This window comes from Haemophilus sp. HN_Hi10, from assembly GCF_049821985.1.
In the GTDB taxonomy this organism is placed as follows: Bacteria; Pseudomonadota; Gammaproteobacteria; order Enterobacterales; family Pasteurellaceae; genus Haemophilus; species Haemophilus influenzae_D.
The window spans coordinates 1,746,461-1,771,385 of the sequence record NZ_CP187495.1 but is presented as its reverse complement, the minus strand read 5'-3'; the positions used below and the strand labels follow the sequence as shown (position 1 = coordinate 1,771,385).

Sequence of the window (24,925 nt, the reverse complement as noted above, 5' to 3'; positions counted from 1 at the left end):
ATTACTCCTTAAGTGCTGTTTCCATAACTTGTTCTTGAGTAAGAGCAGTATTGATAAGACTAGCTTTAAGTTTACCTTGGTGCATAACAAGAACTCTATCACTAATGCCTAAAACTTCTGGTAGTTCTGATGAAATGACAATAATCGCAATCCCTTCTTGTGCTAATTGGTTAATTAACTTATAAATTTCATATTTCGCACCAACATCAATTCCTCTTGTTGGTTCATCTAAAATCAGTATTTTAGGATTTAACAATAAATATTTTGCTAGGATCGCTTTCTGTTGATTACCGCCACTAAGTTGTCCTATTGGCAAATCTGGTGAAAAAGTTTTCACCTTTAGTCGTTTGATGGCTGAGCCAATTATTTGTTCTTCTTTTGCTTCATTAACTACCATTTTTCCGAAGCAATAAGATTTTAAAGAAGAAAGCGTAATGTTTTTGCCAACTCCCATAATAGAAACAATGCCGTGTTTCTTCCGATCTTCAGGAACCATCACAATTTTATGTTCAATCGCTTGGGCACAATTTTTGATATTTACTTGTTTTTGATTGATAAAAATATTTCCTTCAAACTTACCTTCATAAGACCCAAATAAGCATTGCACCATGTCTGTACGACCTGAACCAACTAAACCTGCAACACCTAAAATTTCCCCCTCATGAAGACTAAAACTTACGTTATCAACACGCTTAATATGTGTATTGATTGGATGCCAAGCAGAAAGATTTTCTACTCGTAAAATTTCATCTTTGATTTCATGAGGTTCATGTGGATAAAGTGAGGTAATTTCCCGACCTACCATCATGGTGATAATGTCATCTTCTGTCATTGTTGAAGCGTCTTTCGTTCCAACATGTTCACCATCACGAATGACGCAAATTTTGTCAGATATCGCCTTAACTTCATTGAGTTTATGGGAAATATAGATACAAGCGATATTGTGTGCTTTAAGATCCTTAATAAGATTTAATAAAATTTCCGTTTCTTTTTCGGTAAGTGAAGCCGTTGGTTCATCTAAGACAAGAAGTCTTACTTGTTTATTTAAGGCCTTAGCTATTTCAACTAATTGCTGTTGCCCTAAACCTAATTCTCCTACTCGTGTATTGGGATCGACATCTAATTGCACCTGCTGTAATAAATTTTTGCAACGTAAGTACATTTCATTATCTGCTGTCAAACCTTTATGAGTTATTTCGTTACCCAAAAAAATATTCTCCAATACAGACATATTCTTTACGAGAGTAAGTTCTTGATGAATAATTGAAATGCCTTTTTCTTCAGTATCTCTAATATTCCTTGCTTTTAGTTCACTTTCAGAAAAGTAAATATCACCGCTGTAATCTCCACAAGGATAAATACCGCAAAGTATTTTCATTAATGTAGATTTTCCAGATCCATTTTCACCACATAAAGATAAAATTTCCCCTGCTTCTAATTCAATAGATATATTATGAAGTGCGGTCACATCACCAAATTTTTTTGTGATATGTTTCATTTCCAACAATGCCATATCGTAACTCCCTAAGAGGTAAGGGAAGAGTTTTCTCTTCCCTCTTAAAGTTAGTGATAAATACTTTCCTTAGTATGAAAACCATCTTTAATTACAGTTTCATTAATATTACGTTTATCAACAGCGATAGGATCAAGTAAATACGCAGGAACATTTTTTAAGCCATTATTCAGTTCTGCATTAGCTTCTACTTTTTCATTCTTACTTAATTTAACCGCAATTTCTGCCGCTTTATCTGCAAGTTTCGTAATTGGTTTATAAACAGTCATAGTTTGCGAGCCATTGACAATACGTTTAATTGCAGCTAAATCTGCATCTTGCCCAGAAATTGCGACTTTCCCAGATAAGCCTTGTGCGCTAAGGGCTTGAATCGCACCTCCAGCAGTAGCATCGTTAGATGCAACAACAGCATCCACATTATTTTTATTAGCTGTTAATGCGTTTTCCATAATTTGTAACGCTTTTTCAGCTAACCAAGAATCAACCCATTGATCTCCTACAACCTTAATTTTCCCACTGGCAATTAAAGGATCTAATACTTTCATTTGCCCTTTTCTAAATAATTTTGCATTATTATCTACAGGAGATCCCCCCATTAAAAAATAATTACCTTCTGGTTTTACAGCTACAATACTTTTAGCTTGTAGTTCACCCACTTTTTCATTATCAAAGGAAACATAAAAATCTAAATCTGCATTATTGATTAAACGGTCATACGCTAATACTTTTATTCCTTCCTTTTTAGCTTCAGAAATAACGTTACTTAATACTTCACCGTTATGAGGAATAATTACTAATACATCAATATTTTTATTGATCATATTTTCGATTTGAGAAATTTGTGCTGAATCATCACCATTCGCAGATTGGACAAATACTTTTGCCCCCATTGATTCTGCTTTGTTTACGAAAATATCTCGATCTTTTTGCCATCTTTCTAAACGTAAATCATCAATGGATAAACCAATTTTAAGATCTTTGGAATGGGCAGAACTACTAAATACAGTTAATGCACCAACAAGGGTAAGTAAAGCTGATTTGATTTTCATATTGATACCTCAATAGTTAAGTGAAGGACTAGTTATTGCTCCAGTTGTTAGTTTTCACACTTTAAAAAAGGCTTTCAATTATAAAATCTTTCTCCATTATTACGTTTTTTCACAACTGTGATCCACTCCACAGTTGTAAATAATCAACATAGAAAAATTAAATAACATAATTGATGAAAAGCTAGTTTTTCACAAAAATACGAAAAACTTCATCATCTAGAGAGGAAAATGTTATGACAACCTATTTCGATAAAATTGAAAAAATCTCCTTTGAGGGAGAAAAATCCACAAATCCTTTTGCTTTTAAACATTATGATGCTAATCAAGTAATTTTAGGTAAAACTATGGCTGAACATTTACGCTTAGCTGTGTGTTATTGGCATACCTTTTGCTGGAATGGGAATGATATGTTTGGGCTAGGTTCTTTGGAACGAAGTTGGCAGAAAAATCCAAATTTGCTTGCTGGCGCAGAACAAAAAGCCGATATTGCTTTTGAGTTTTTGAATAAGTTAGGCGTACCTTATTATTGTTTTCATGATGTAGATATTGCACCTGAAGGTAATTCAGTGCGGGAATATGTACAAAATTTTCATCATATTGTTGATATTTTAGAACGCAAACAAGTAGAAACGGGTATACAACTCTTATGGGGAACTGCAAATTGTTTTACTAATCCTCGTTATATGTCTGGTGCAGCAACCAATCCTAATCCTGAGGTTTTTGCCTGGGCTGCAACACAAGTGTTTAATGCAATGAATGCTACTCAACGTTTAGGTGGAGAAAATTACGTATTATGGGGTGGACGTGAGGGATATGAAACTTTATTGAATACCGATTTGAAACGTGAACGTGAACAAATTGGTCGTTTTATGCAAATGGTGGTAGAACATAAGCATAAAATTGGGTTTAAAGGTACATTATTAATCGAGCCAAAACCGCAAGAACCAACTAAACATCAATATGATTATGATGTGGCAACAGTGTATGGTTTCCTAAAACAATTTGGTTTAGAAAAAGAAATTAAAGTTAATATTGAAGCTAACCACGCGACGCTTGCTGGCCATACCTTTCAACATGAAATTGCAACAGCTTGTGCATTAGATATTTTTGGCTCAATTGATGCTAATCGTGGCGATCCACAATTAGGCTGGGATACCGATCAATTCCCAAATAGTGTTGAAGAAAACACGTTAGTTATGTATGAAATTTTAAAACATGGTGGTTTTACTACTGGAGGTTTTAATTTTGATGCGAAAATTCGCCGACAAAGTATTGATCCTTATGATTTATTTTACGCTCATATCGGTGCAATTGATGTATTGGCATTATCCTTAAAACGTGCAGCAAAAATGTTACAAGAGGAAACCTTACAAAAAATTGTTAATGAACGCTATGCAGGTTGGAATAGTGAACTTGGCCAGCATATTTTGCAAGGCAAAACTTCACTTGAAACACTTGCACAACTAGTCCAACAAAAAGATTTAGCGCCAAAACCAGTTTCAGGTCAGCAAGAATATTTGGAAAATTTGGTAAACCAAGTTATTTATAGCTAAAAATGAAGCAAAAGTGCGGTTGTATTTCACCGCACTTTTTTATTTTAGGAGACATTATGTATATAGGAATTGATTGTGGCACACAAGGAACAAAGGCGATAGTGCTTGATTCTGTCCAAAAAAAAGTGATTGGAGTTGGTTACGCAAAACATGGATTAATTACACAATCCAATGGAAGACGTGAACAACAACCAAATTGGTGGATTGAGGCATTACAACAAGCATTACAAATTGCATTGAAACAAGCAAAAAATTCACCGCACTTTTCACCTAATTTAGTGAAGGGAATAGGAATTTCAGGACAACAACATGGACTGGTAATGTTAGATAAAAACGATCGTCCTCTATATAAGGCTAAGCTTTGGTGTGATACAGAAACCGCTACGGAAAATGATATACTGATCGAAAAATTAGGCGGACAAACGGCCGCATTTGAAAAATTAGGTATCATTTGCCAAACTGGTTACACGGCTTCAAAACTGAGTTGGTTTCGTCAAAATTATCCTGATAAATTTGCCAATATTCGCAAAATTATGCTGCCACACGATTATCTAAATTATTGGCTAACAGGAAAATTCTGCACTGAATTTGGTGATGCTTCCGGTAGTGGTTATTTCGATGTTGTGAAAAGAGAATGGAAAAGAGAAGTCTTCAAATATCTTGCGCCAGAATTAAATATGGATGAAGTGTTACCTAAATTACTTTCTGCCGAACAAAAAATCGGTGTGATTAAACCTGAAATTGCGACTTTATTTGGTTTTAATGATAATGTCATCGTCTCCACAGGTGGAGGCGATAATATGATGGGAGCAATTGGTACAGGAAATATTCGAGAAGGGATTGCTACGATGAGTCTCGGTACTTCTGGTACCTTGTATGCTTATACGCAAAAGCCATTACTTAATTTACCACCAATGATCGCAAATTTTTGTTCAAGTAATAATGGCTGGTTACCACTAGTTTGTGTGATGAATATAACCTCCTCAAATAAACAGCTAATGAATTTGCTAAATATTGATATTGAAGAATTAAATCAACTTGCTCAACAAGCACCTATCGGCGCAAATGGCATCACTATTTTACCATTCTTTAATGGTGAAAGAGTTCCACCTTTACCCAATACAAAAGCGAGCATTTTAGGATTAGATTCAAGTAATTTCACACGAGAAAATCTTTGTCGAGCAATGATGGAAAGTGCCACTTTTACGCTTCGCTATGGTTTAGATTTATTTCGTCAAGCTGGTCTCAAAACCTCACAAATTCGCCTAATTGGAGGTGGTGCGAAAAGCTTATTTTGGCGACAAATGATTGCTGATGTAATGAATACCGAAGTGGTATGTTTGCAGGAAGAAGAAGCTGCTGCATTAGGAGGGGCAATTCAAGCTATGTGGGCAAATGGAGAAGGAGAACTTGAATTTTTATGCGACACCTTCATTCACTTAGATGAAAACTCCAAAACTTATCCTAACTTATCACAGGTGAAAAATTATCAAAGTTCTTACGAGCGTTATTTAAAACATTTATCACAATTATACTAAATAAAATCCCCTATACCGAGAGTCTATAGGGGATTTACTACATTAATAATTTATTTTCTATTCAACCACGCCATATATTCAGCCACGCCTTCCGCGACTGTTTTGAATGGTTTATCGTAGCCTGTTGAACGAAGTTTAGTCAAATCTGCTTGAGTATATTCTTGATAACGAGATTTCAAATGTTCTGGGAATGGAATGGTTTCAATCTCGCCTTTACCGTGGAATTTCACTACCGCATCAGCCACTGCACGGAAACTTTCTGCATTTCCTGTACCAAGGTTATAAATACCTGAAATACCATTTTGCCAGCACCAAATATTCACGGCAGCCACATCGCCCACATAAACAAAATCACGGCGGAAGTGTTCGCTGCCTGCAAATAATTTTGGATTTTCGCCTTTTAATATTTGGTTATTCAAGTGGAATGCCACGCTCGCCATAGAATCTTTATGATTTTCACGCGGCCCGTAAACATTGAAATAACGGAAACCACATACTGGCGATTTTGCTTCTGGCAAAATGTTACGCACATATTGATCGAACAAGAATTTAGAATAGCCATAAACATTTAATGGACCTTCAAATTCACGTTCTTCACGGAATACTTTGGTGTCTCCATAAGTTGCTGCGCTTGAGGCATAAAAGAAAGGGATTTCTCGGTCAAGGCAATAATGTAACAACTCTTTAGAATATTCGTAGTTGTTGTGCATAATGTATTTGCCATCCCATTCTGTGGTTGCAGAACATGCCCCTTCGTGGAATACCGCATCAATATCGCCAAATTCGTCGCCTGCAATAATAGAAGCAATGAAATCTTCTTTATCACAATAATCTGCAATGTCTAAATCAACTAAATTGGCAAATTTAGTGCCATCTTTTAAGTTATCTACCACTAAAATATCTTTACGCCCTAAATCATTCAATGCTTTGACAATATTGCTGCCAATAAAACCTGCTCCACCTGTTACGATAATCATAATTCTGTCCTCTTTAAAATAAGTTTGCGTATTGTAATAGATTTTCTACCGCTTAGCCAAAAAACTCTGCGAAAAACAACCGCACTTTTAATCCCCAATAACTCGTGAGGCCTGTTGTAACAAGATCCATTTTGCCTTTACTCAACAGCACAATTGTGGGCGTCACATTAATTTGCCATTGTTGTGCAAGCTCGCCTTTCGGATCATTTACTGTAGTGAAGTGGTAGTCATTTTTTCTTAAATAATCAATCACTTCCGCCTCATTGCCTGAGCGTAACGCCACGGATACAACTTGATAGCCTTCTTTCGTTAAAGAATTAATTGCTGGCGAAGTATAACGACAATAGCCACACCAAGTTCCCCAAAAATAAAGTAATGTGGGTTTGTTTTGATCAAGACTTTCAAGAGAGAACGTATTCCCTTGAAGATCTTGTAACGTGATTTTATTTATTTCCTCTGGCACTACAGGGCGACGAACAAAATCCAGTATGCTAGTCATCACAATAAAAGTTAAAAAGAGGGATAATCCATTCTTGAGTAATTTTTTAATCTTCATTTTATTTATTCCTTATCTTGTTGAGATGATTGTAATTGAGCATAAAACAACAGTCAAAAATAAAGAATTTTTGCTACAATAGGTAAAACATAAATAAAGGAGGAAAATAATGACATCAAATCAACTTGCTCAATATATCGATCACACTGCACTGACTGCAGAAAAAAATGAACAAGATATTTTGACACTCTGTAATGAAGCGATTGAACATGGATTTTATTCTGTATGTATCAATTCTGGTTATATTCCACTTGCTAAAGAAAAACTTGCTGGCTCAAATGTAAAAATTTGTACCGTAGTTGGCTTCCCTTTGGGGGCGAATTTAACCTCAGTCAAAGCATTTGAAACACAAGAATCTATTAAAGTGGGAGCAAATGAGATTGATATGGTGATTAATGTAGGTTGGATAAAATCGCAAAAATGGAATGCAGTAAAACAAGATATTCAAGCGGTGTTTAATGCTTGTGATGGTACGCCATTAAAAGTGATTTTAGAAACTTGTTTGCTCACTAAAGATGAAATAGTGAAAGCCTGTGAAATTTGTAAAGAAATCGGTGTGGCTTTTGTTAAAACATCAACAGGCTTCAATAAAGGTGGTGCGACTGTAGAAGATATTGCATTGATGAAACAAACGGTCGGCAATATTGGTGTTAAAGCATCAGGCGGCGTGCGAGATACTGAAACGGCACTTGCGATGATTAAAGCGGGTGCAACTCGCATTGGTGCAAGTGCGGGCATTGCAATTATTAGCGGTACGCAAGATACCCAAAGCACTTACTAATCCTTTCACGCGTGGTATTCTTTCCACGCGTTTTTACATATTCGACGATTTCTGCAACAAACGATCCATTGCTCGATAGCCCAAGGCTTCCGCTAAGTGCGGTTGAGAAATTTGTTGTTCTCCTTGTAGATCGGCAATGGTTCGAGACACTTTCAAAATACGATGATAAGCCCGAACAGAAAGCCCAAGTTTATTCAGTGCTTTTTCAAGGAAAAAGGCATCTTTATCGTTTAACTTGCAATCACGCTCAATCTCTTTACTGTTCAAATAAGCGTTAATTTTTCCCGCTCTTTCCATTTGAATCTCTCGCACTTTTAACACTTTTTTACGAACTTGTGCGCTGGTTTCGCCACGATCGCCCGTATTTTGTAAGCTACCTTGTGGCAATAAAGGCACTTCAATAGACAAGTCAAAGCGATCTAAAAAGGGCCCTGAAAGTCGATTTAAATAACGCATAATTTGTTGCGGTGAAGTGCGGTTATGTGTTCCAGTATAATGACCTGTGGGGCTTGGATTCATCGCTGCCACCAATTGAAAACGAGCTGGAAATTGAATTTTTGCATTAGCACGAGAAATAATAATCTCACCACTTTCCAAAGGCTGACGTAGCGCATCTAACACTTTTCGTTCAAACTCTGGAAGTTCATCAAGAAAAAGTACCCCATTTGTTGCTAAGGATATTTCACCAGGTTTTGGGATCGTTCCACCACCAACTAAAGCTGGCATTGATGCACTATGGTGCGGGGCGCGAAAAGGACGTTGTTTCCAATTATGAAAATTTAACTCGTTTTGCACTAAACTCGTTACAGATGCCGTTTCAATCGCTTCTAAATCAGTCATTTCAGGTAAAAGCCCTGTTAATCGGCTGGCTAACATGGTTTTCCCTGTACCCGGTGGGCCAAGAAAGAGTAAATTATGCTGCCCCGCTGCGGCAATGGTTAATGCACGTTTAGCGTGCTGTTGTCCAATAATATCCGTTAAATCTAATGTATTTTTACCCGAAAAATTTACCGCACTTTCTTTCACAATTTCAGTGGCGATAGGTAATTTTTCCTGACCATTGAGAAATTGCACCACATCTAAAAGTGTTTGCGCAAAATAAGTATTTTGATCAGAAACAAGTGAGGCTTCATTGGCATTTTGCTTCGCAATGATTAACTCTCGCTTTGATTTTTGTGCTGCAAGAATAGCGGGAATTACACCGTGTACGCCACGTAATTGCCCCGTAAGTGCAAGCTCCGCTACAAATTCAAATTGCTTTAAGCAGCTCGCATCAAGCTGATCCGATGCAGCTAAAATTCCGATGGCAATAGGCAAATCAAATCGTCCGCCTTCTTTAGGCAAATCCGCAGGTGCGAGATTCACGGTAATGCGTTTGGCTGGGTATTTAAATTGTGCATTCATCAATGCACTACGCACCCGATCTTGTGCCTCTTTCACGGTTTTTTCGGGCAAACCAACAAGTATAAATCCGGGTTTTCCGTTGCTTAAATGTACCTCAATAGTAACAAGCGGCGCTTGCACCCCCATAGAGGCACGGCTGTAAACAATAGCAAGAGACATTATAATCCTTAAAGTGCGGTAAAAATGGAGATAGTTTTGGCACTATAAAAAAAGCACGTAATGAAATCATTCATCCCGTGCTTTTTTTGCGATCTAGATCGCAATATTTGTATTTTATTCCGCAAAAAGTGGCGAAAACCAAAAATCTAATTTCGCTGCAAGTTTATCAATTCCAATTTTATTTTGTGCAGAAAAAGCTTCAACTTGTATATCGCCTTGAAATGGAAGAATTGCTTCATGCACCATTTTTACTTGTTTACTACGTGAGCTTTGGCTTAATTTATCGGCTTTAGTCAGTAATAAAAGAACTGGTAAATCAGCTGAAACCGCCCATTCAATCATTTGTTGGTCAAGATCTTTAAGCGGATGGCGAATATCCATCAACACAACTAACCCTGCCAAACATTCGCGTTTTTGTAAATATTCGCCTAAGGATTTTTGCCATTGAATTTTCATCTGCTCTGGCACGGCAGCATAACCATAGCCCGGTAAATCCACCAATTTACAATTTGGTTCCACTTCAAATAAGTTGATTAGTTGGGTACGCCCCGGTGTTTTTGAGGTACGGGCTAAACTTTTTTGATTGGTTAATGCATTAAGTGCGGTTGATTTTCCTGCATTTGAACGACCCGCAAATGCAATTTCAATGCCCGTATCTTCAGGAATAGAACGAATATTCGGCGCGCTCGTTAAAAAGTGGGTTTTGTGGTAATTAAGTTTAATTTCAGACATAAGGATTCCTTTTAAAAATTGTGTTTAGAATAGCATAAATGGAAAATTTCCTGAAATTATGTCAAAATTCTCTCCGAAATTATAATCAACTAATGGCACTCCAGATGACAACAAAAACAACTTACCAATGGCCTCAATCTAAGGATCTTTATCCATATCGACCAGGGCGTTTTGATGCACCAAAACATTGGCGTTATAACTTACGTAGCTTTTTAAATCGTGGTTCAATTCGTCGCTTTGAACAATTTATCAATCAACATCCTTTTCTCGTCGATATTTTTAATACGCACTTGGATTATAGTTATCCTGTTGCTTGTCGTTTTCTCGATAAACGTTTCAATGCATCACAACGATTTAATGCCATTTGTGAGAATCTTTTATTTTTACCCAAAAAACTTACCGCACTTTCTACGCCGTTATGGGAAAAACCATTAAGTTTTGGCGAAGTCATTCCTGATTTTGAAATGACATTAAGCATGACAACCCATCAACCGATGGAGGGGTATTGGGTATTGGAGCTATGGCATAAACCAAGAAATGAATTAGTTTATTTGCTTACCTTTGCCAAATTGGGCGATGCGCTTCTTATTGCTGTTGTACAAGGGCCAAATTTTGAAGGCTCAAAGGAAATGGTAAAACAACTAACTAAATCTTGCCACGGTTTGCGCCCAGCCTATTTAATGGTTGAAACCATGAAATCACTCACGAAAATCTTAGGCTACGATAAATTGCTTGGCATTCCGCAAAAATACCAAAATAAATCTCGTTTCATTCAAAGTAAACAATACACGGTGGATTATGATGCGATTTTTGGCGAATCAGGCGGAGAATTAAAAGATTACTGGGAATTGCCTTTAGAAATGGATAGAAATCTGGATGATGTGCCAAGTAAAAAACGTTCCATGTATCGTAAACGTTATGCGATGCTAGATGATTTGGCTAAAGTAATTGAAGAAAAATTAGGATTGTAAAAGTAAAAAGTGCGGTGAATTTTAACCGCACTTTTTGTTTTATAAGACTTTCAAGCAAGCCACAAAATGGCTGTTGTTTTGGCTGGTGAGAGGTGGTTTTTGTTTCGCACAATTCTCATCAGCCTTTAGACAGCGAGTACGAAATACGCAACCAGACGGTGGATTAATTGGCGAAGGCAAATCACCTTCAAGTAATTCGATGGATTTATTGCGTTCCAATTTTGGATCGGGGATCGGAACAGCAGACATTAAAGCTTTGGTATAAGGATGTTTGGTATCGTTATATACTTCCACATCGCTGCCTAATTCCATTGCATTGCCTAAATACATCACTAATACGCGGTCAGAAATATGTTTTACCACCGCTAAATCATGAGCGATAAAAATTAAGGAAAGCCCCATTTCTTTTTGCAGGGATTTCAATAAATTCACCACTTGAGCCTGAATCGACACATCTAACGCTGAAACGGGCTCATCACAAATGATCATTTTGGGCTCAATGATTAATGCACGAGCAATACCGATACGCTGACATTGACCACCAGAAAATTCATGTGGGTAGCGGTTAATCAAGTTCGGTAAAAGCCCAACTTTCAACATCATAGCTTGCACTTTTTCTTTCACTTCGGCGGCACTTAAGTGCGGTTGGTAGATCTTTAATGGCTCAGCAATGATTTCGCCAATATTCATTCGCGGATTGAGAGAGGCTAGTGGGTCTTGGAAAATCATTTGAATATCTTTACGCGTTTCTTTCCATTGTTTCGCTGATTGTTTTCGTAAATGTTTACCAAGCCACAAGATTTCCCCTTCACTCGCTTCGACTAAACCGATAATAGTGCGTGCAAGTGTGGATTTACCACAACCAGATTCACCTACTACGCCGAGAGTTTCACCTGCGTAAAGTTTAAAAGACACATCCTTCACCGCTTTTAAGGTTTGCGGTTTGGCGAAGAAAAGGGATTTATCATTTTTAATTTTAAAACTGACGCCTAAGTGATTGACTTCAAGGAGTAATTCTTTGTTGTTTGAGACTGTCATAGGTTAAATTTCTCCGCTGGTAACCAACAATTACGTAATTGACCGTGATTAAATGTAGTCAGTTTTGGCGCAATTTGGCATTGTTCGGTAGCAAATTGGCAACGAGGTGAGAATGGACAACCTTTTGGCAAATGCAATAAATTCGGTGGATTGCCAGGAATGGTTACCAAGTGTTCTTCATTGCCGTCTAAGCGAGGAATCGCATCCATTAAGCCTATGGAATAGGGATGGGTTGGATGATAGAAAATTTGTTCCGCTGTGCCGTATTCCATGGTTCGTCCAGCATACATCACCATAACTTGATCGCAGATACCAGCCACTACCCCAAGATCATGGGTAATCATAATAATCGCAGTATTAAATTCGTGTTTTAACTCATTTAACAAGGTCATGATTTGTGCTTGAACGGTCACATCCAAAGCGGTTGTTGGTTCATCTGCAATGAGTAGTTTGGGACGGCATAATAAGGCCATTGCAATCATCACCCGTTGACGCATACCGCCAGAAAACTCGTGCGGATACATGCCCATGCGTTTTTTAGCTTCTGGCATTTTAACTGCGTCTAACATTTTCACGGATTCGGCAAAGGCAGTTTGTTTATCATAGCCCTTGTGCAATTGCAGCACTTCCATGAGTTGTTCACCGATTTTCATGTAAGGATTTAGCGACGTCATTGGATCTTGGAAAATCATGGAAATTTGCTCGGCGCGGATTTTATTCAATTCAGCATTCGGTAAATTAACTAATTCTTTCCCTTCAAAAATGGCAGAGCCTTCCACTTCACCGTTGGCTGCCAATAAACCCATTAAAGCAAAGGCTGTTTGTGACTTGCCTGATCCACTTTCGCCTACGATGCCCAGTGTGCTTCCTGCATTCAGCGTGAAGTTTAAGTCATTCACTGCTGTAACGACGCCATCTGGTGTTTTGAAGCGAACGTAGAGATTTTTTACATCTAATAAAGGATTCATTATTCGCTCCTATCTATCTTTCGGATCGAGCGCATCACGCAACCCGTCACCGATAAAGTTAAAACAAAATAGGGTAAGGCAAAGGAAAAATGCCGGGAAAATTAATAACCAAGGCGACACTTCCATTTGTGCAGCACCATCACTTAAGAGTGCACCCCAGCTACTCATCGGTTCTTGAGTTCCTAATCCTAAGAAGCTTAAGAATGATTCAAATAGAATGAGCCCAGGCACTTCAAGCGAGGCATAAACTGCCACTAAGCCTAATACATTCGGAATAATGTGTTTCAAAATGATTTGGCGACGAGGTACGCCACAAACGATGGCGGCTTCGACGAATTCTTTATTTTTTAGGCTGAGGGTTTGTCCGCGTACAATACGTGCAAGACCAAGCCAAGCAATGGCCCCGATAGCGATAAAAATTAAGAAAATGTTTTGGCCAAAAAGAGTCACCAACAAAATCACGAAAAACATAAATGGAAATGAGCTGAGAATCTCTAAAAAGCGCATCATCAGCATATCTGTTTTACCGCCTACATAGCCAGAAATCGCTCCATAAATTGTGCCGATAGTCACGGAAATGAAAGCACCAGCAATACCGACCAATAATGAAATCCGTCCACCGATAGCAGTGCGTACCAATAAATCTCGACCCGATGCGTCGGTACCGAAGAAGTGATAGCCTTCCATTGTTGGTGCGGCGCTCATCATATTCCAATCGGTATCTTCATAGGTAAATGGGAAGAACCAAGGCGCTACGGTGATAAATATAATAATAAACGCCAAAATAATCAGACTGGCAACAGCAGCTTTGTTTCGGAAAAAACGGCGTTTCGCATCTTGCCATAGGCTGCGGCCTTCCAGTTGCATTTCTTCAATACGGTCAGCCACTTGTTCCACAAAATCCGCATTTTTCTGATTAATCGGCTGAGTACGATAATCTGTCATAATTTATCCTTAATAACGAATTTTTGGATCGATGATGGCGTATAAAATATCCACAATCGCATTAAATAAAATGGTTAATGTCCCCACTAAAATGGTGAGGCTCAAAACTAAAGAGTAATCGCGGTTCAATGCGCCGTTTACAAATAATAATCCCATGCCAGGTAAACCAAATACGCTTTCGATGACCATTGAGCCGGTAATAATCCCTACGAAAGCAGGTCCTAAATAGGTTATCACGGGTAAAAGTGCGGGACGCAAAGCATGTTTTAAAATGATTCTCGACATGGAAAGTCCTTTAGCTTTGGCGGTTCGAATAAAGTTGGAATGTAACACTTCAATCATTGAACCACGCATGATACGCGCAATCCCTGCAACATAAGCGATAGTTAAGGAGGCTACAGGTAAGATCATGTACATGGCGGTACCGCCGTTCCAACCGCCAGCTGGCAGCCATCCTAGATAAATGGCGAAAATTAGCACTAAAACAGGTGCAAATACGAAGCTTGGCATAATGACCCCAAGCATCGAGAAACTCATCAAAATATAATCCCAACGGCTATTTTGATTGAGAGCGGCGAGCGTACCTGCTGTTACTCCTAGCACGACTGCAAAGGCGAAGGCAGCCATTCCCAATTTTATGGAAACAGGGAAAGCTGACGCGATTAAATCATTGACTGATTGGTCTTTATATTTAAAAGAGGGACCAAAATCTCCTTTGGAAAGATTTTCTAAATAAAGGAAATATTGTTTATATAATGGTTCATTTAAATGATACTTCGCTTCGATATTAGCCATGACTTCTGGCGGATAAGCGCGTTCAGAAGTGAACGGGCTGCCAGGGGCAAGACGCATCAAAAAGAAAGAAAAAGTAATCAAAATAAACAGCGTCGGCAAGGCTTCCAACAGCCGTTTAAAAATAAACTTGAGCATAACAACTCCAACCAAAATGGGCGAAAAGTGCGGTCAAAAAATACGACGATTTTTAACCGCACTTAAATACGAGCAACGAATTAATGTTTAATAATATAAAGATTGCGTAAGTAAATATGATCTTGTGGATCTTTGCCTGAATAACCTTTTACGTAAGGTTTCACTAAGCGTGGATTCACATAGTTAAAGATTGGTACGATACCGTAATCTTTTGCAAGAATTTGTTCGGCCTTCGCATAAGCTTTTGCACGACCTTCTACATCAGTTGCTGCGTAAGATTCTGCCATCGCTTTATCATATTCTGGGTTCGCGTATTTCGCGGTATTGTTACTAGAATTAGATAAGAAATAGTTGCCGAATGTTGTTGCTTGGTTGTAATCCGCACTCCATCCTGCGCGCGCCGTATCGTAACGACCTGCACGACGGCTATCAATGTAAGTTTTCCACTCTTGGTTTTCTAATTTCACATCAATCAAACCTTTGGTGTTCGCTTTCCACATAGATGCTGCAGCAATAGCCACTTTTTTGTGGTTTTCATTGGTATTATAAAGAATGCTGAATTTCAACGGATTCGCTTTACTGTAACCAGCTTCTTCTAAGAGTTTAATGGCTTCTTCATTACGTTGTGCCATCGGTTCTTTTGAATAAGCAGGTTGTTGAATGAGATGACCTTCTTCGATGTAAGTTGGGGTAAACACATAGGTTGGTGTTTGACCTTGGCCCAATACTTTATCGGTGATCACATTACGATCAAGGGATAAGTTCAAGGCTTTACGAATATTCACGTTATCAAAAGGTGCTTTCTTATTGTTTAATTCATAAGAATAAGTTGCTAGGGTACGAGTAACGTATACTTCGCCTGGCAATTCTTTTTGTAATTTAGCGAATTGTTCTGGCGGCAAACCATAACTGGTCATGTCTAAATCGCCCGCACGATAACGTGCTACATCGGTACTTGGGTTTTCAATGGCGAGGAATGTCGCACTATTGATTACGGTTTCTTTATCGTTCCAATAAAGTGGGTTACGTTCAAATTCGATTTTTTCGTTAATGATATGGTTAGCCAGCTTATACGCACCGTTACCCACGTAGTTTTCTTTTTTCACCCATGCATCACCCAATTTTTCGACTACTTTTTGTGGTAATGGCAATAAGGATTGGTGAGTCGTTAAACTGACTGCATAAGGCACAGGATTGGTTGCATGAACCACAAAGGTGTAATCATCTTTTGCTTCCACGCCTAATTCAGCCGGTTTTTTCTTACCGTCAATAATGTCTTGCGCATTTTCAACTTGTAAATAACTTAAGTAACTCGCATAAGGTGCAGCAGTGGCAGGATCCACTAAGCGACGCCACGCAAACACGAAATCGTGTGCAGTAACAGGATCTCCGTTTGACCATTTAGCATCTTTACGTAAATGGAATGTCCAGGTTTTGAAGTCAGGTGTATTTTCCCAACTTTCAGCCACACCCGGTTGAAGTTTACCTTCAGAGTCTGAGGTGACTAAGCCTTCAAGTAATTGATAAGCAACGTTAGATTCTGGCACACCTTCGGTTTTGTGTGGGTCAAAACTTTGTGGTTCAGCCCCATTATTGAACACGATATGCTGTTTTTCATCTAATTGTGTTCCTTCAGGCACTATAACTGCTTGCGCAGAATAGGAAAGAGCAAGAGCGATTGCAGAGAAGAGTAGTTTGTGTTGCATTTGAGCCTCCTTGTCATTAGGCGATATTTTTATAAAAAGTCTTCTACTTATTAGCTCAAAAATTCATTTTTGTAAAGATTTGTCAGGAAATTATTTGAAGAAAAATTGAGTTTTGTGAGTTGTGTCTAATAAATCGCTAAAAAAATTGCTAAAAGTGATGATATGAGAGGGGGGATCTAGGATGTATTGATTTTTCCTATTGTAAATATTTTCCTACATAAATTACCTTTTTAATGCTAATTGTGCTATCGTAACCTGATTAGATTTAAACAAGTCCATTCAAGGAGAATACAATGACAACACAGTTAGATTCACTTCGTAATATGACCGTCGTCGTAGCTGATACTGGCGATATCGACGCAATTAAAAAATATCAACCACAAGATGCGACTACTAACCCATCATTAATTCTAAGTGCTTCAGCATTACCACAATACGCCCCATTAATTGATGAAGCGGTAGCTTATGCAAAAGCTCAAAGCAATGATAAAGCACAACAACTTATTGATGCAGAAGATAAATTAGCGGTAAATATTGGTTTAGAAATTTTAAAAATCGTTCCAGGACGTATTTCTACTGAAGTGGATGCACGTCTTTCTTACAACACACAAGCAACAGTTGAAAAAGCGCGTAAATTGATCGCAATTTATAATGCAGTTGGCATTTCAAATGATCGTATTTTGATTAAAATCGCTTCCACATGGCAAGGTATCCGAGCTGCAGAAATCCTTGAAAAAGAAGGCATTAACTGTAACTTAACCTTATTATTCTCTGAAGCGCAAGCTCGTGCTTGTGCAGAAGCAGGCGTTTACTTAATTTCTCCATTTGTAGGTCGTATTTTAGACTGGTACAAAGCAAATTCAGACAAAAAAGAATATGCGCCAGCAGAAGACCCAGGCGTTATTTCTGTTACCAAAATCTATAATTACTACAAAGAATATGGCTACAACACCGTTGTGATGGGCGCGAGCTTCCGTAATGTAGGAGAAATTACTGAACTTGCAGGTTGCGATCGCTTAACCATTGCACCGGCATTACTGAAAGAATTACAAGAAAATTCAACCGCACTTGTACGCAAACTTGAATACAAAGGCGAAGTAAAAGCGAAACCACAACCATTAACAGAAGCTGAGTTCTACTGGCAACATAACAGCGATGCAATGGCCGTTGAAAAATTAGCAGAGGGTATTCGTAAATTTGCTGTTGACCAAGAAAAATTGGAAGCCATGCTTTCAGCAAAACTTTAATCCATAATTCAATATAAAAAATAACCGCACTTCAATCTGCTCTTGAATTAGTTAAAGAAAATATTTAACTAATTTGAGTGCAGATTTTTTATTTATTAAGATATAAAAGTGCGGTAAAAATTTAGTTTGTTTTTTGTTTAATTGAACAAACATTGCAAAATATCAAATTTTGTTGAAATAATTTTTGCTTTTCTTTGCAATGAAAGGGGAGGAGAGTAAAATAACGCCAATTATAGAAGTATTTGTAGCCGTAAACTTGTTAAAATTATTAAATTTTCATCAACTTTTTCAATTTCAATAGTTGGAGTTTGATTATGGCATCAGAAAATCAAAAACTATCTTCTGTTGCTCTCACGCCAGTTGAAGCAACGGATTATGCAGAAAATACAGCGACTTATAAAGCAAATAAACGTCCATTTTTATCGTTTATGTCCGGCATTAGTGCCGGTGCTTGTATTGCCTTAGCCTTTGTATTTTACACAACAACACAAACTGCTAGTGCAGGTGCACCTTGGGGATTAACCAAGTTAGTAGGTGGATTAGTCTTCTCCTTGGGCGTAATTATGGTGGTGATTTTAGGATCTGAATTATTCACCTCTTCTACTTTAACTTTAGTCGCTCGAGTGGGCGGTAGAATCACTACGACACAAATGATTCGAAATTGGATCGTGGTGTATTTAGGCAACTTCGTTGGTGGTTTGTTTATTGCCGCTGTTATTTGGTTTGGTGGACAAACAATGGCAGCAAATGGCCAATGGGGTTTAACGATTCTTGCAACCGCCCAACATAAAATTCATCACACGTGGTTTGAAGCTTTTAACCTAGGTATTTTATGTAACATTATGGTGTGTGTGGCGGTTTGGATGTCTTATTCTGGTAAGACTGTTACAGACAAAGCATTTATTATGATTATGCCGATTGGTTTGTTTGTTGCATCAGGATTTGAACACTGTGTGGCTAATATGTTTATGATTCCAATGGGAATTATTACTGCACATTTTAGTACACCTGAATTTTGGCAACAAATCGGTGTTGATCCGATGAAATATGCAGATTTAGATTTGTACCATTTCATTGTGAAGAATTTAATCCCTGTAACGTTGGGAAATATTGTCGGCGGGGCAATTTGTATTGGTGTATTCCAACGTTATTTAACCAAAACGCATTAAAGATTTACTTACTTATTTATTAATTAACAAAGGAAATGACTATGTCAGAACTTAATGAAGCGCAAAAATTGGCGTGGGCTGGTTTTGCTGGTGGCGATTGGCAAGAAAATGTCAATGTACGTGACTTTATCCAAAAAAACTATACTCCGTATGAAGGCGATGACTCTTTCTTAGCAGGTCCAACCGAAGCAACAACCAAGCTTTGGGAATCTGTGATGGAAGGAATTAAAATTGAAAACCGTACTCACGCACCATTGGATTTTGATGAACATACGCCATCTACCATTATCTCCCACGCACCCGGTTACATTAACAAAGATTTAGAAAAAATCGTTGGTCTTCAAACTGATGAACCTTTAAAACGTGCCATTATGCCATTCGGTGGTATTAAAATGGTGGAAGGTTCTTGTAAAGTTTATGGTCGTGAACTTGATCCTGAAGTGAAAAAAATCTTCACTGAATATCGTAAAACGCATAACCAAGGTGTATTCGATGTTTATACGCCAGACATTTTACGTTGCCGTAAATCTGGTGTATTAACTGGTCTTCCAGATGCTTATGGTCGTGGCCGTATCATCGGTGACTACCGTCGTGTAGCACTTTACGGTGTAGACTTCTTAATGAAAGATAAATACGCACAATTCTCTTCTTTACAAAAAGATTTAGAAGATGGCGTAAATCTTGAAGCAACAATTCGTTTACGTGAAGAAATCGCAGAACAACACCGTGCATTAGGTCAATTAAAACAAATGGCAGCAAGCTATGGTTATGATATTTCTAACCCGGCAACTAATGCTCAAGAAGCAATTCAATGGATGTACTTTGCTTATCTTGCTGCAATCAAATCACAAAATGGTGCGGCAATGTCATTCGGTCGTACTGCAACCTTCATTGATATCTATATCGAACGTGATTTAAAAGCAGGAAAAATTACTGAAACTGAAGCGCAAGAATTAGTTGACCACTTAGTTATGAAACTCCGTATGGTTCGTTTCTTACGTACGCCTGAATACGATCAATTATTCTCAGGTGACCCAATGTGGGCAACTGAAACCATCGCAGGTATGGGTTTAGACGGTCGTACATTAGTAACCAAAAATACATTCCGTATTTTACACACTCTTTACAACATGGGTACTTCTCCAGAACCAAACTTAACCATTCTTTGGTCTGAACAATTACCTGAAAACTTCAAACGTTTCTGTGCGAAAGTATCGATTGATACCTCATCAGTTCAATATGAAAACGATGATTTAATGCGTCCAGACTTCAACAATGATGACTACGCAATCGCATGTTGTGTATCACCAATGGTTGTGGGTAAACAAATGCAGTTCTTCGGCGCTCGTGCAAACTTAGCGAAAACATTGTTATACGCAATCAACGGCGGTATCGATGAAAAATTAGGTATGCAAGTAGGTCCGAAAACTGCACCAATTACTGATGAAGTATTAGATTTCGATACAGTAATGACTCGTATGGATAGCTTTATGGATTGGTTGGCAAAACAATATGTGACCGCCTTAAACGTAATCCACTATATGCACGATAAATATTCATACGAAGCCGCATTAATGGCATTACATGATCGTGATGTATACCGTACCATGGCTTGTGGTATCGCGGGTCTTTCTGTTGCGGCTGACTCACTTTCAGCAATCAAATATGCGAAAGTTAAACCAGTTCGTGGCGACATCAAAGATAAAGATGGCAATGTTGTTGCAACTAACGTAGCAATCGACTTTGAAATCGAAGGTGAATATCCACAATATGGTAACAACGATAACCGTGTTGATGACATCGCTTGTGACTTAGTTGAACGTTTCATGAAGAAAATTCAAAAACTTAAAACTTACCGCAACGCTGTGCCTACACAATCTGTATTAACCATTACTTCTAACGTAGTTTATGGTAAGAAAACAGGTAACACCCCAGATGGTCGTCGTGCTGGTGCACCATTCGGACCAGGTGCGAACCCAATGCACGGTCGTGACCAAAAAGGTGCGGTAGCATCATTAACTTCTGTGGCTAAACTTCCATTTGCTTACGCGAAAGATGGTATTTCTTATACCTTCTCAATCGTACCAAATGCGTTAGGTAAAGATGCAGAAGCACAACGTCGTAATCTTGCTGGCTTAATGGATGGTTACTTCCACCACGAAGCAACTGTTGAAGGTGGCCAACACTTAAATGTGAACGTGTTAAATCGTGAAATGTTGTTAGATGCAATGGAAAATCCGGATAAATATCCGCAATTAACCATCCGTGTATCTGGTTACGCAGTACGTTTCAACTCTTTAACTAAAGAGCAACAACAAGATGTAATTACTAGAACTTTCACAGAGTCAATGTAAAAACATTTTTATTTTTGACCGCACTTTGGCGGAAACATAATATGTATGAGCCTGATTTCAATCAGGCTCATTTTTTATAGACTAAATATTTGGTAAAATTTAGCTATATCTAATTTTAGGAAATTTATGTATGTCAGTTCTTGGACGAATTCACTCTTTTGAATCATGTGGCACTGTAGATGGGCCAGGTATTCGTTTTATTTTATTTATGCAAGGTTGCTTGATGCGTTGCAAATATTGTCACAATCGTGATACTTGGGATCTTGAAGGTGGCAAAGAAATCAGTGTCGAAGATTTAATGAAAGAAGTAGTGACTTACCGCCATTTTATGAATTCGACTGGCGGTGGTGTCACTGCATCTGGTGGTGAGGCTATGTTACAAGCAGAGTTTGTACGCGATTGGTTCCGTGCTTGTAAAGCGGAAGGGATTAATACTTGCTTGGATACAAATGGTTTTGTACGTCATTATGATCATATTATTGATGAATTATTAGATGTAACAGATCTTGTTTTACTCGATTTAAAAGAGCTTAATGATCAAGTTCATCAAAATCTTATTGGAGTACCAAATAAACGTACCCTTGAATTCGCAAAATATTTGCAAAAACGTAATCAACGTACATGGATTCGTTATGTTGTTGTTCCTGGTTATACCGATAGCGATCACGATGTGCATTTATTAGGTCAGTTTATTGAAGGTATGACCAATATTGAAAAAGTTGAACTTCTTCCTTATCATCGATTAGGTGCACATAAATGGAAAACCCTTGGGTTAGATTATGAGCTTGAAGATGTATTACCGCCAACCAAAGAATCGTTAGAGCATATTAAAACAATCCTAGAAGGTTATGGGCATACTGTAAAATTCTAAAATAAATGTCAGCTAACATAAGGAGTAAATAATGAAAAAAATTATTTTAACATTATCACTTGGGCTACTTACCGCCTGTTCTGCTCAAACTCAAAAGGTTGAACAAAATGATGTGAAGCTGACAGCACCGACTGATGTGCGAAGCGGATATGTACGTTTGGTGAAGAATGTGAATTATTACATCGATAGTGAATCTATTTGGGTGGATAACCAAGAACCACAAATTGTGCATTTTGATGCAGTGGTGAATTTAGATAAGGGATTGTATGTTTATCCTGAGCCTAAACGTTATGCACGTTCTGTTCGTCAGTATAAGATTTTAAATTGTGCAAATTATCATTTAACTCAAGTGCGAACTGATTTCTATGATGAGTTTTGGGGACAGGGTTTACGTGCAGCACCTAAAAAGCAAAAGAAACATACGTTAAGTCTAACACCTGATACGACGCTTTATAATGCTGCTCAGATTATTTGTGCGAATTATGGTAAAGCATTTTCAGTTGATAAAAAATAAAAAAATCTGCACCTTAATTAGTTTAAATTTTATTCAACTTTTAGGGTGCAGAGAGTATTTGATTTTTCTGCAGTTATTGTTATTTAACTGCTGGCACTTTTAAGTCTGGTTCGTTTGGTTTTTCAATTGGTGCAAAAGTTTTATCTTTATTCGCATCAATAATTTTTTGAGTATCATTTGCTAATGCGGTCAAACCCATTTTTTCATAAGCTTCCTGCATCAGAAATAATCCTTCATAAGTTGCTTTAGTATCAGGATATTGTTTTAACATTCCTACCACACGATTTGCAACTGCTACCCACGCTTTACGTTTTGCATAGAATTTGGCAATCTCTAATTCGTGACGAGCCAGTGCATCTTTAATATAAGCCATACGAGCTAAAGCATCTTGTGAGTAAGGGCTATTAGGGAATGCACGAACTAAGTTTTGGAAATTAGAAAAAGCGGTACGCATAGAGGTTGTTTCACGTGTTGCACGGTCAATTCCAAAAAAATCTTGGATAACATTATCGCCTGTTGCTGCATTAGTTAAGCCAGCCATATATACCGCATAGGCTTGATTTGGGCTTTGTGGAAATTGATGTAAAAAGCTATCTACCGTCAATAATACTTGCGTATAATCTTGTGTTTTATAATTTGCATAAATTAAATCTAACATTGCTTGTTCTTGATAAATACTACCAGGGAAACGTTCAGTCGTCGCTTTTAAATAGCGAATGGCTTCAGAGTAGCTACCTTCTTGTAATGATGTTGTACCTTTTGTGTATAATTCATTTACCGATGCTTGTTCAACATCTTTTGAACCACTTGAACATCCAATAACCAATGCTGCCACGGCAAGCAACGCCAAAGATTTTATTTTACGCATTGTTTTTTCCTTAATTTTTACGAAAACCAATAAATAAGATACAATTGTTGGCTATTGTATAGAACATTAATCAATAAGCCAACTTTTAAAATTTTTGAGAGCTATTTATGCCACAAATTACCCTTTCGGCTGAAGTGCAGCCAGAACAAATGGGACAGCGTTTAGACCAAACACTTGCAGAGTTGTTCCCTGAATATTCTCGCTCCCGATTAAAAACGTGGATTGAAGCCGATCTCGTAAAATTAAATGATCGCATTGCCAATATTCCACGAGAGAAAGTGCTCGGAGGAGAGAGAATAGAGATTATTGTTGAAGTGGAAGATGAAACACGTTTTGAAGCAGAAAATATTCCATTGAATATCGTGTATGAAGATGATGATATTATTGTGATTAACAAGCCAAAAGATCTTGTGGTACACCCTGGTGCTGGCAATCCAAATGGAACCGTACTCAATGCGTTACTCTATCATTATCCGCCAATTGCAGAAGTACCTAGAGCAGGAATTGTGCATCGATTAGATAAAGATACGACAGGCCTAATGGTTGTTGCGAAAACTATTCCAGCACAAACTAAGTTAGTACGCGACTTACAAAAACGCAAAATTACGCGTGAATATGAAGCGGTCGCTTCAGGCATTATGACTAAAGGCGGCACTGTAGATCAACCTATGGCTCGTCATGCAACCAAACGCACTTTAATGGCGGTTCATCCAATGGGAAAACCAGCTGTGACCCATTATCGTATTATGGAGAATTACCGTAACTACACCCGTTTACGTTTACGTTTGGAAACGGGTCGTACACATCAAATCCGTGTTCATATGGCACATATTGCCCATCCATTACTAGGCGATCAAACCTATGGCGGACGCCCTCGTCCACCCAAGAATGCAAGTGAAGACTTTATGGAAGTATTGCGTAATTTCAAACGCCAAGCTTTACATGCAGTTATGTTACGTTTATCCCATCCAATTACGGGGGAGATGATGGAATGGTATGCACCATTGCCTGATGATTTCGTTGAATTGCTTAATGCACTCAAAGCCGACTATCTAGAACATCAAGATGAGTTAGATTATTAA

The 24,925-nt window shown here is 38.0% G+C and carries 22 protein-coding genes; 10 read left to right on the top strand and 12 right to left on the bottom strand.

The window, feature by feature from the left end; genetic code table 11:
- Nucleotide 1: 1 nt before the first annotated feature.
- Together xylG and xylF are read right to left on the bottom strand one after the other, a co-directional pair.
- On the bottom strand, nucleotides 2-1,513 hold the full coding sequence (xylG, locus tag ACPT8Q_RS08805; protein WP_021034919.1) for a D-xylose ABC transporter ATP-binding protein: 1,512 nt from the start codon (nucleotides 1,511-1,513) through the stop codon (nucleotides 2-4).
- A 50-nt stretch (nucleotides 1,514-1,563) separates the two neighbouring features.
- Nucleotides 1,564-2,562: a D-xylose ABC transporter substrate-binding protein gene (gene xylF / locus ACPT8Q_RS08800; RefSeq protein ID WP_021034920.1), complete on the bottom strand. Its 999-nt coding sequence runs from the start codon at nucleotides 2,560-2,562 to the stop codon at nucleotides 1,564-1,566.
- Nucleotides 2,563-2,795: 233 nt separating this feature from the next.
- On the opposite strand from xylF, the gene xylA reads away from it, so the two are divergent.
- Nucleotides 2,796-4,115, top strand: coding sequence for a xylose isomerase (gene xylA / locus ACPT8Q_RS08795; RefSeq protein WP_042593772.1), 1,320 nt, complete (start codon nucleotides 2,796-2,798; stop codon nucleotides 4,113-4,115).
- 56 nt (nucleotides 4,116-4,171) lie between these two features.
- A complete protein-coding gene (xylB, locus tag ACPT8Q_RS08790) occupies nucleotides 4,172-5,653 on the top strand; it encodes a xylulokinase (RefSeq protein ID WP_050948572.1) in 1,482 nt (493 codons plus the stop codon).
- A 50-nt stretch (nucleotides 5,654-5,703) separates the two neighbouring features.
- On the opposite strand, the gene rfaD is transcribed toward xylB, so the two are convergent.
- Both rfaD and ACPT8Q_RS08780 read right to left on the bottom strand, forming a co-directional pair.
- Nucleotides 5,704-6,630, bottom strand: a complete 927-nt coding sequence (gene rfaD, locus ACPT8Q_RS08785; RefSeq protein ID WP_050848338.1) for an ADP-glyceromanno-heptose 6-epimerase — start codon at nucleotides 6,628-6,630, stop codon at nucleotides 5,704-5,706.
- 52 nt (nucleotides 6,631-6,682) lie between these two features.
- The gene (locus tag ACPT8Q_RS08780; RefSeq protein WP_050948571.1) at nucleotides 6,683-7,186 is read right to left on the bottom strand and encodes a protein disulfide oxidoreductase; all 504 of its coding nucleotides are present in this window, start codon (nucleotides 7,184-7,186) and stop codon (nucleotides 6,683-6,685) included.
- Nucleotides 7,187-7,295: 109 nt separating this feature from the next.
- Between ACPT8Q_RS08780 and deoC the strand changes: the two genes are divergently transcribed.
- Nucleotides 7,296-7,967, top strand: coding sequence for a deoxyribose-phosphate aldolase (gene deoC / locus ACPT8Q_RS08775; protein ID WP_050948570.1), 672 nt, complete (start codon nucleotides 7,296-7,298; stop codon nucleotides 7,965-7,967).
- A 33-nt stretch (nucleotides 7,968-8,000) separates the two neighbouring features.
- Here deoC and ACPT8Q_RS08770 read toward each other — a convergent pair whose 3' ends face one another.
- Together ACPT8Q_RS08770 and yihA are read right to left on the bottom strand one after the other, a co-directional pair.
- Entirely contained in the window at nucleotides 8,001-9,530 is a 1,530-nt protein-coding gene (locus ACPT8Q_RS08770) for a YifB family Mg chelatase-like AAA ATPase (RefSeq protein WP_050948569.1), read from the bottom strand.
- A gap of 114 nt (nucleotides 9,531-9,644) precedes the next feature.
- Nucleotides 9,645-10,262, bottom strand: a complete 618-nt coding sequence (gene yihA / locus ACPT8Q_RS08765) for a ribosome biogenesis GTP-binding protein YihA/YsxC (protein WP_050948568.1) — start codon at nucleotides 10,260-10,262, stop codon at nucleotides 9,645-9,647.
- A gap of 104 nt (nucleotides 10,263-10,366) precedes the next feature.
- Between yihA and ACPT8Q_RS08760 the strand changes: the two genes are divergently transcribed.
- Entirely contained in the window at nucleotides 10,367-11,233 is an 867-nt protein-coding gene (locus ACPT8Q_RS08760; protein ID WP_050948567.1) for a VirK/YbjX family protein, read from the top strand.
- 39 nt (nucleotides 11,234-11,272) lie between these two features.
- Here ACPT8Q_RS08760 and oppF read toward each other — a convergent pair whose 3' ends face one another.
- From oppF to ACPT8Q_RS08735, 5 genes are all read right to left on the bottom strand, one after another.
- Nucleotides 11,273-12,271 carry a murein tripeptide/oligopeptide ABC transporter ATP binding protein OppF gene (gene oppF, locus ACPT8Q_RS08755; protein ID WP_050948566.1) on the bottom strand — a complete coding sequence of 333 codons (999 nt, stop codon included), beginning with the start codon at nucleotides 12,269-12,271 and terminating at the stop codon, nucleotides 11,273-11,275.
- A complete protein-coding gene (locus tag ACPT8Q_RS08750; protein WP_050948565.1) occupies nucleotides 12,268-13,239 on the bottom strand; it encodes an ABC transporter ATP-binding protein in 972 nt (323 codons plus the stop codon). Before ACPT8Q_RS08750 ends, oppF begins: the two co-directional genes overlap by 4 nt.
- Before the next feature lie 9 nt (nucleotides 13,240-13,248).
- Nucleotides 13,249-14,184, bottom strand: coding sequence for an oligopeptide ABC transporter permease OppC (oppC, locus tag ACPT8Q_RS08745; protein WP_005651799.1), 936 nt, complete (start codon nucleotides 14,182-14,184; stop codon nucleotides 13,249-13,251).
- Nucleotides 14,185-14,193: 9 nt separating this feature from the next.
- On the bottom strand, nucleotides 14,194-15,114 hold the full coding sequence (gene oppB, locus ACPT8Q_RS08740; RefSeq protein ID WP_046067751.1) for an oligopeptide ABC transporter permease OppB: 921 nt from the start codon (nucleotides 15,112-15,114) through the stop codon (nucleotides 14,194-14,196).
- An 80-nt stretch (nucleotides 15,115-15,194) separates the two neighbouring features.
- Entirely contained in the window at nucleotides 15,195-16,820 is a 1,626-nt protein-coding gene (locus ACPT8Q_RS08735) for an ABC transporter substrate-binding protein (protein WP_050948564.1), read from the bottom strand.
- Between the two features lie 293 nt (nucleotides 16,821-17,113).
- On the opposite strand from ACPT8Q_RS08735, the gene tal reads away from it, so the two are divergent.
- From tal to ACPT8Q_RS08710, 5 genes are all read left to right on the top strand, one after another.
- Complete coding sequence (tal, locus tag ACPT8Q_RS08730) at nucleotides 17,114-18,067, top strand: transaldolase (protein ID WP_050948563.1); 954 nt, start codon at nucleotides 17,114-17,116, stop codon at nucleotides 18,065-18,067.
- Nucleotides 18,068-18,381: 314 nt separating this feature from the next.
- Nucleotides 18,382-19,236 carry a formate transporter FocA gene (gene focA, locus ACPT8Q_RS08725; RefSeq protein ID WP_005658158.1) on the top strand — a complete coding sequence of 285 codons (855 nt, stop codon included), beginning with the start codon at nucleotides 18,382-18,384 and terminating at the stop codon, nucleotides 19,234-19,236.
- 41 nt (nucleotides 19,237-19,277) lie between these two features.
- Complete coding sequence (pflB, locus tag ACPT8Q_RS08720) at nucleotides 19,278-21,590, top strand: formate C-acetyltransferase (RefSeq protein WP_050948562.1); 2,313 nt, start codon at nucleotides 19,278-19,280, stop codon at nucleotides 21,588-21,590.
- 130 nt (nucleotides 21,591-21,720) lie between these two features.
- On the top strand, nucleotides 21,721-22,461 hold the full coding sequence (gene pflA / locus ACPT8Q_RS08715; protein ID WP_050948561.1) for a pyruvate formate lyase 1-activating protein: 741 nt from the start codon (nucleotides 21,721-21,723) through the stop codon (nucleotides 22,459-22,461).
- Between the two features lie 31 nt (nucleotides 22,462-22,492).
- Complete coding sequence (locus ACPT8Q_RS08710) at nucleotides 22,493-22,975, top strand: surface-adhesin protein E (RefSeq protein WP_050846780.1); 483 nt, start codon at nucleotides 22,493-22,495, stop codon at nucleotides 22,973-22,975.
- Between the two features lie 79 nt (nucleotides 22,976-23,054).
- Here ACPT8Q_RS08710 and ACPT8Q_RS08705 read toward each other — a convergent pair whose 3' ends face one another.
- Complete coding sequence (locus ACPT8Q_RS08705) at nucleotides 23,055-23,843, bottom strand: outer membrane protein assembly factor BamD (protein WP_050948560.1); 789 nt, start codon at nucleotides 23,841-23,843, stop codon at nucleotides 23,055-23,057.
- A 107-nt stretch (nucleotides 23,844-23,950) separates the two neighbouring features.
- Between ACPT8Q_RS08705 and rluD the strand changes: the two genes are divergently transcribed.
- On the top strand, nucleotides 23,951-24,925 hold the full coding sequence (gene rluD / locus ACPT8Q_RS08700; RefSeq protein WP_050948559.1) for a 23S rRNA pseudouridine(1911/1915/1917) synthase RluD: 975 nt from the start codon (nucleotides 23,951-23,953) through the stop codon (nucleotides 24,923-24,925).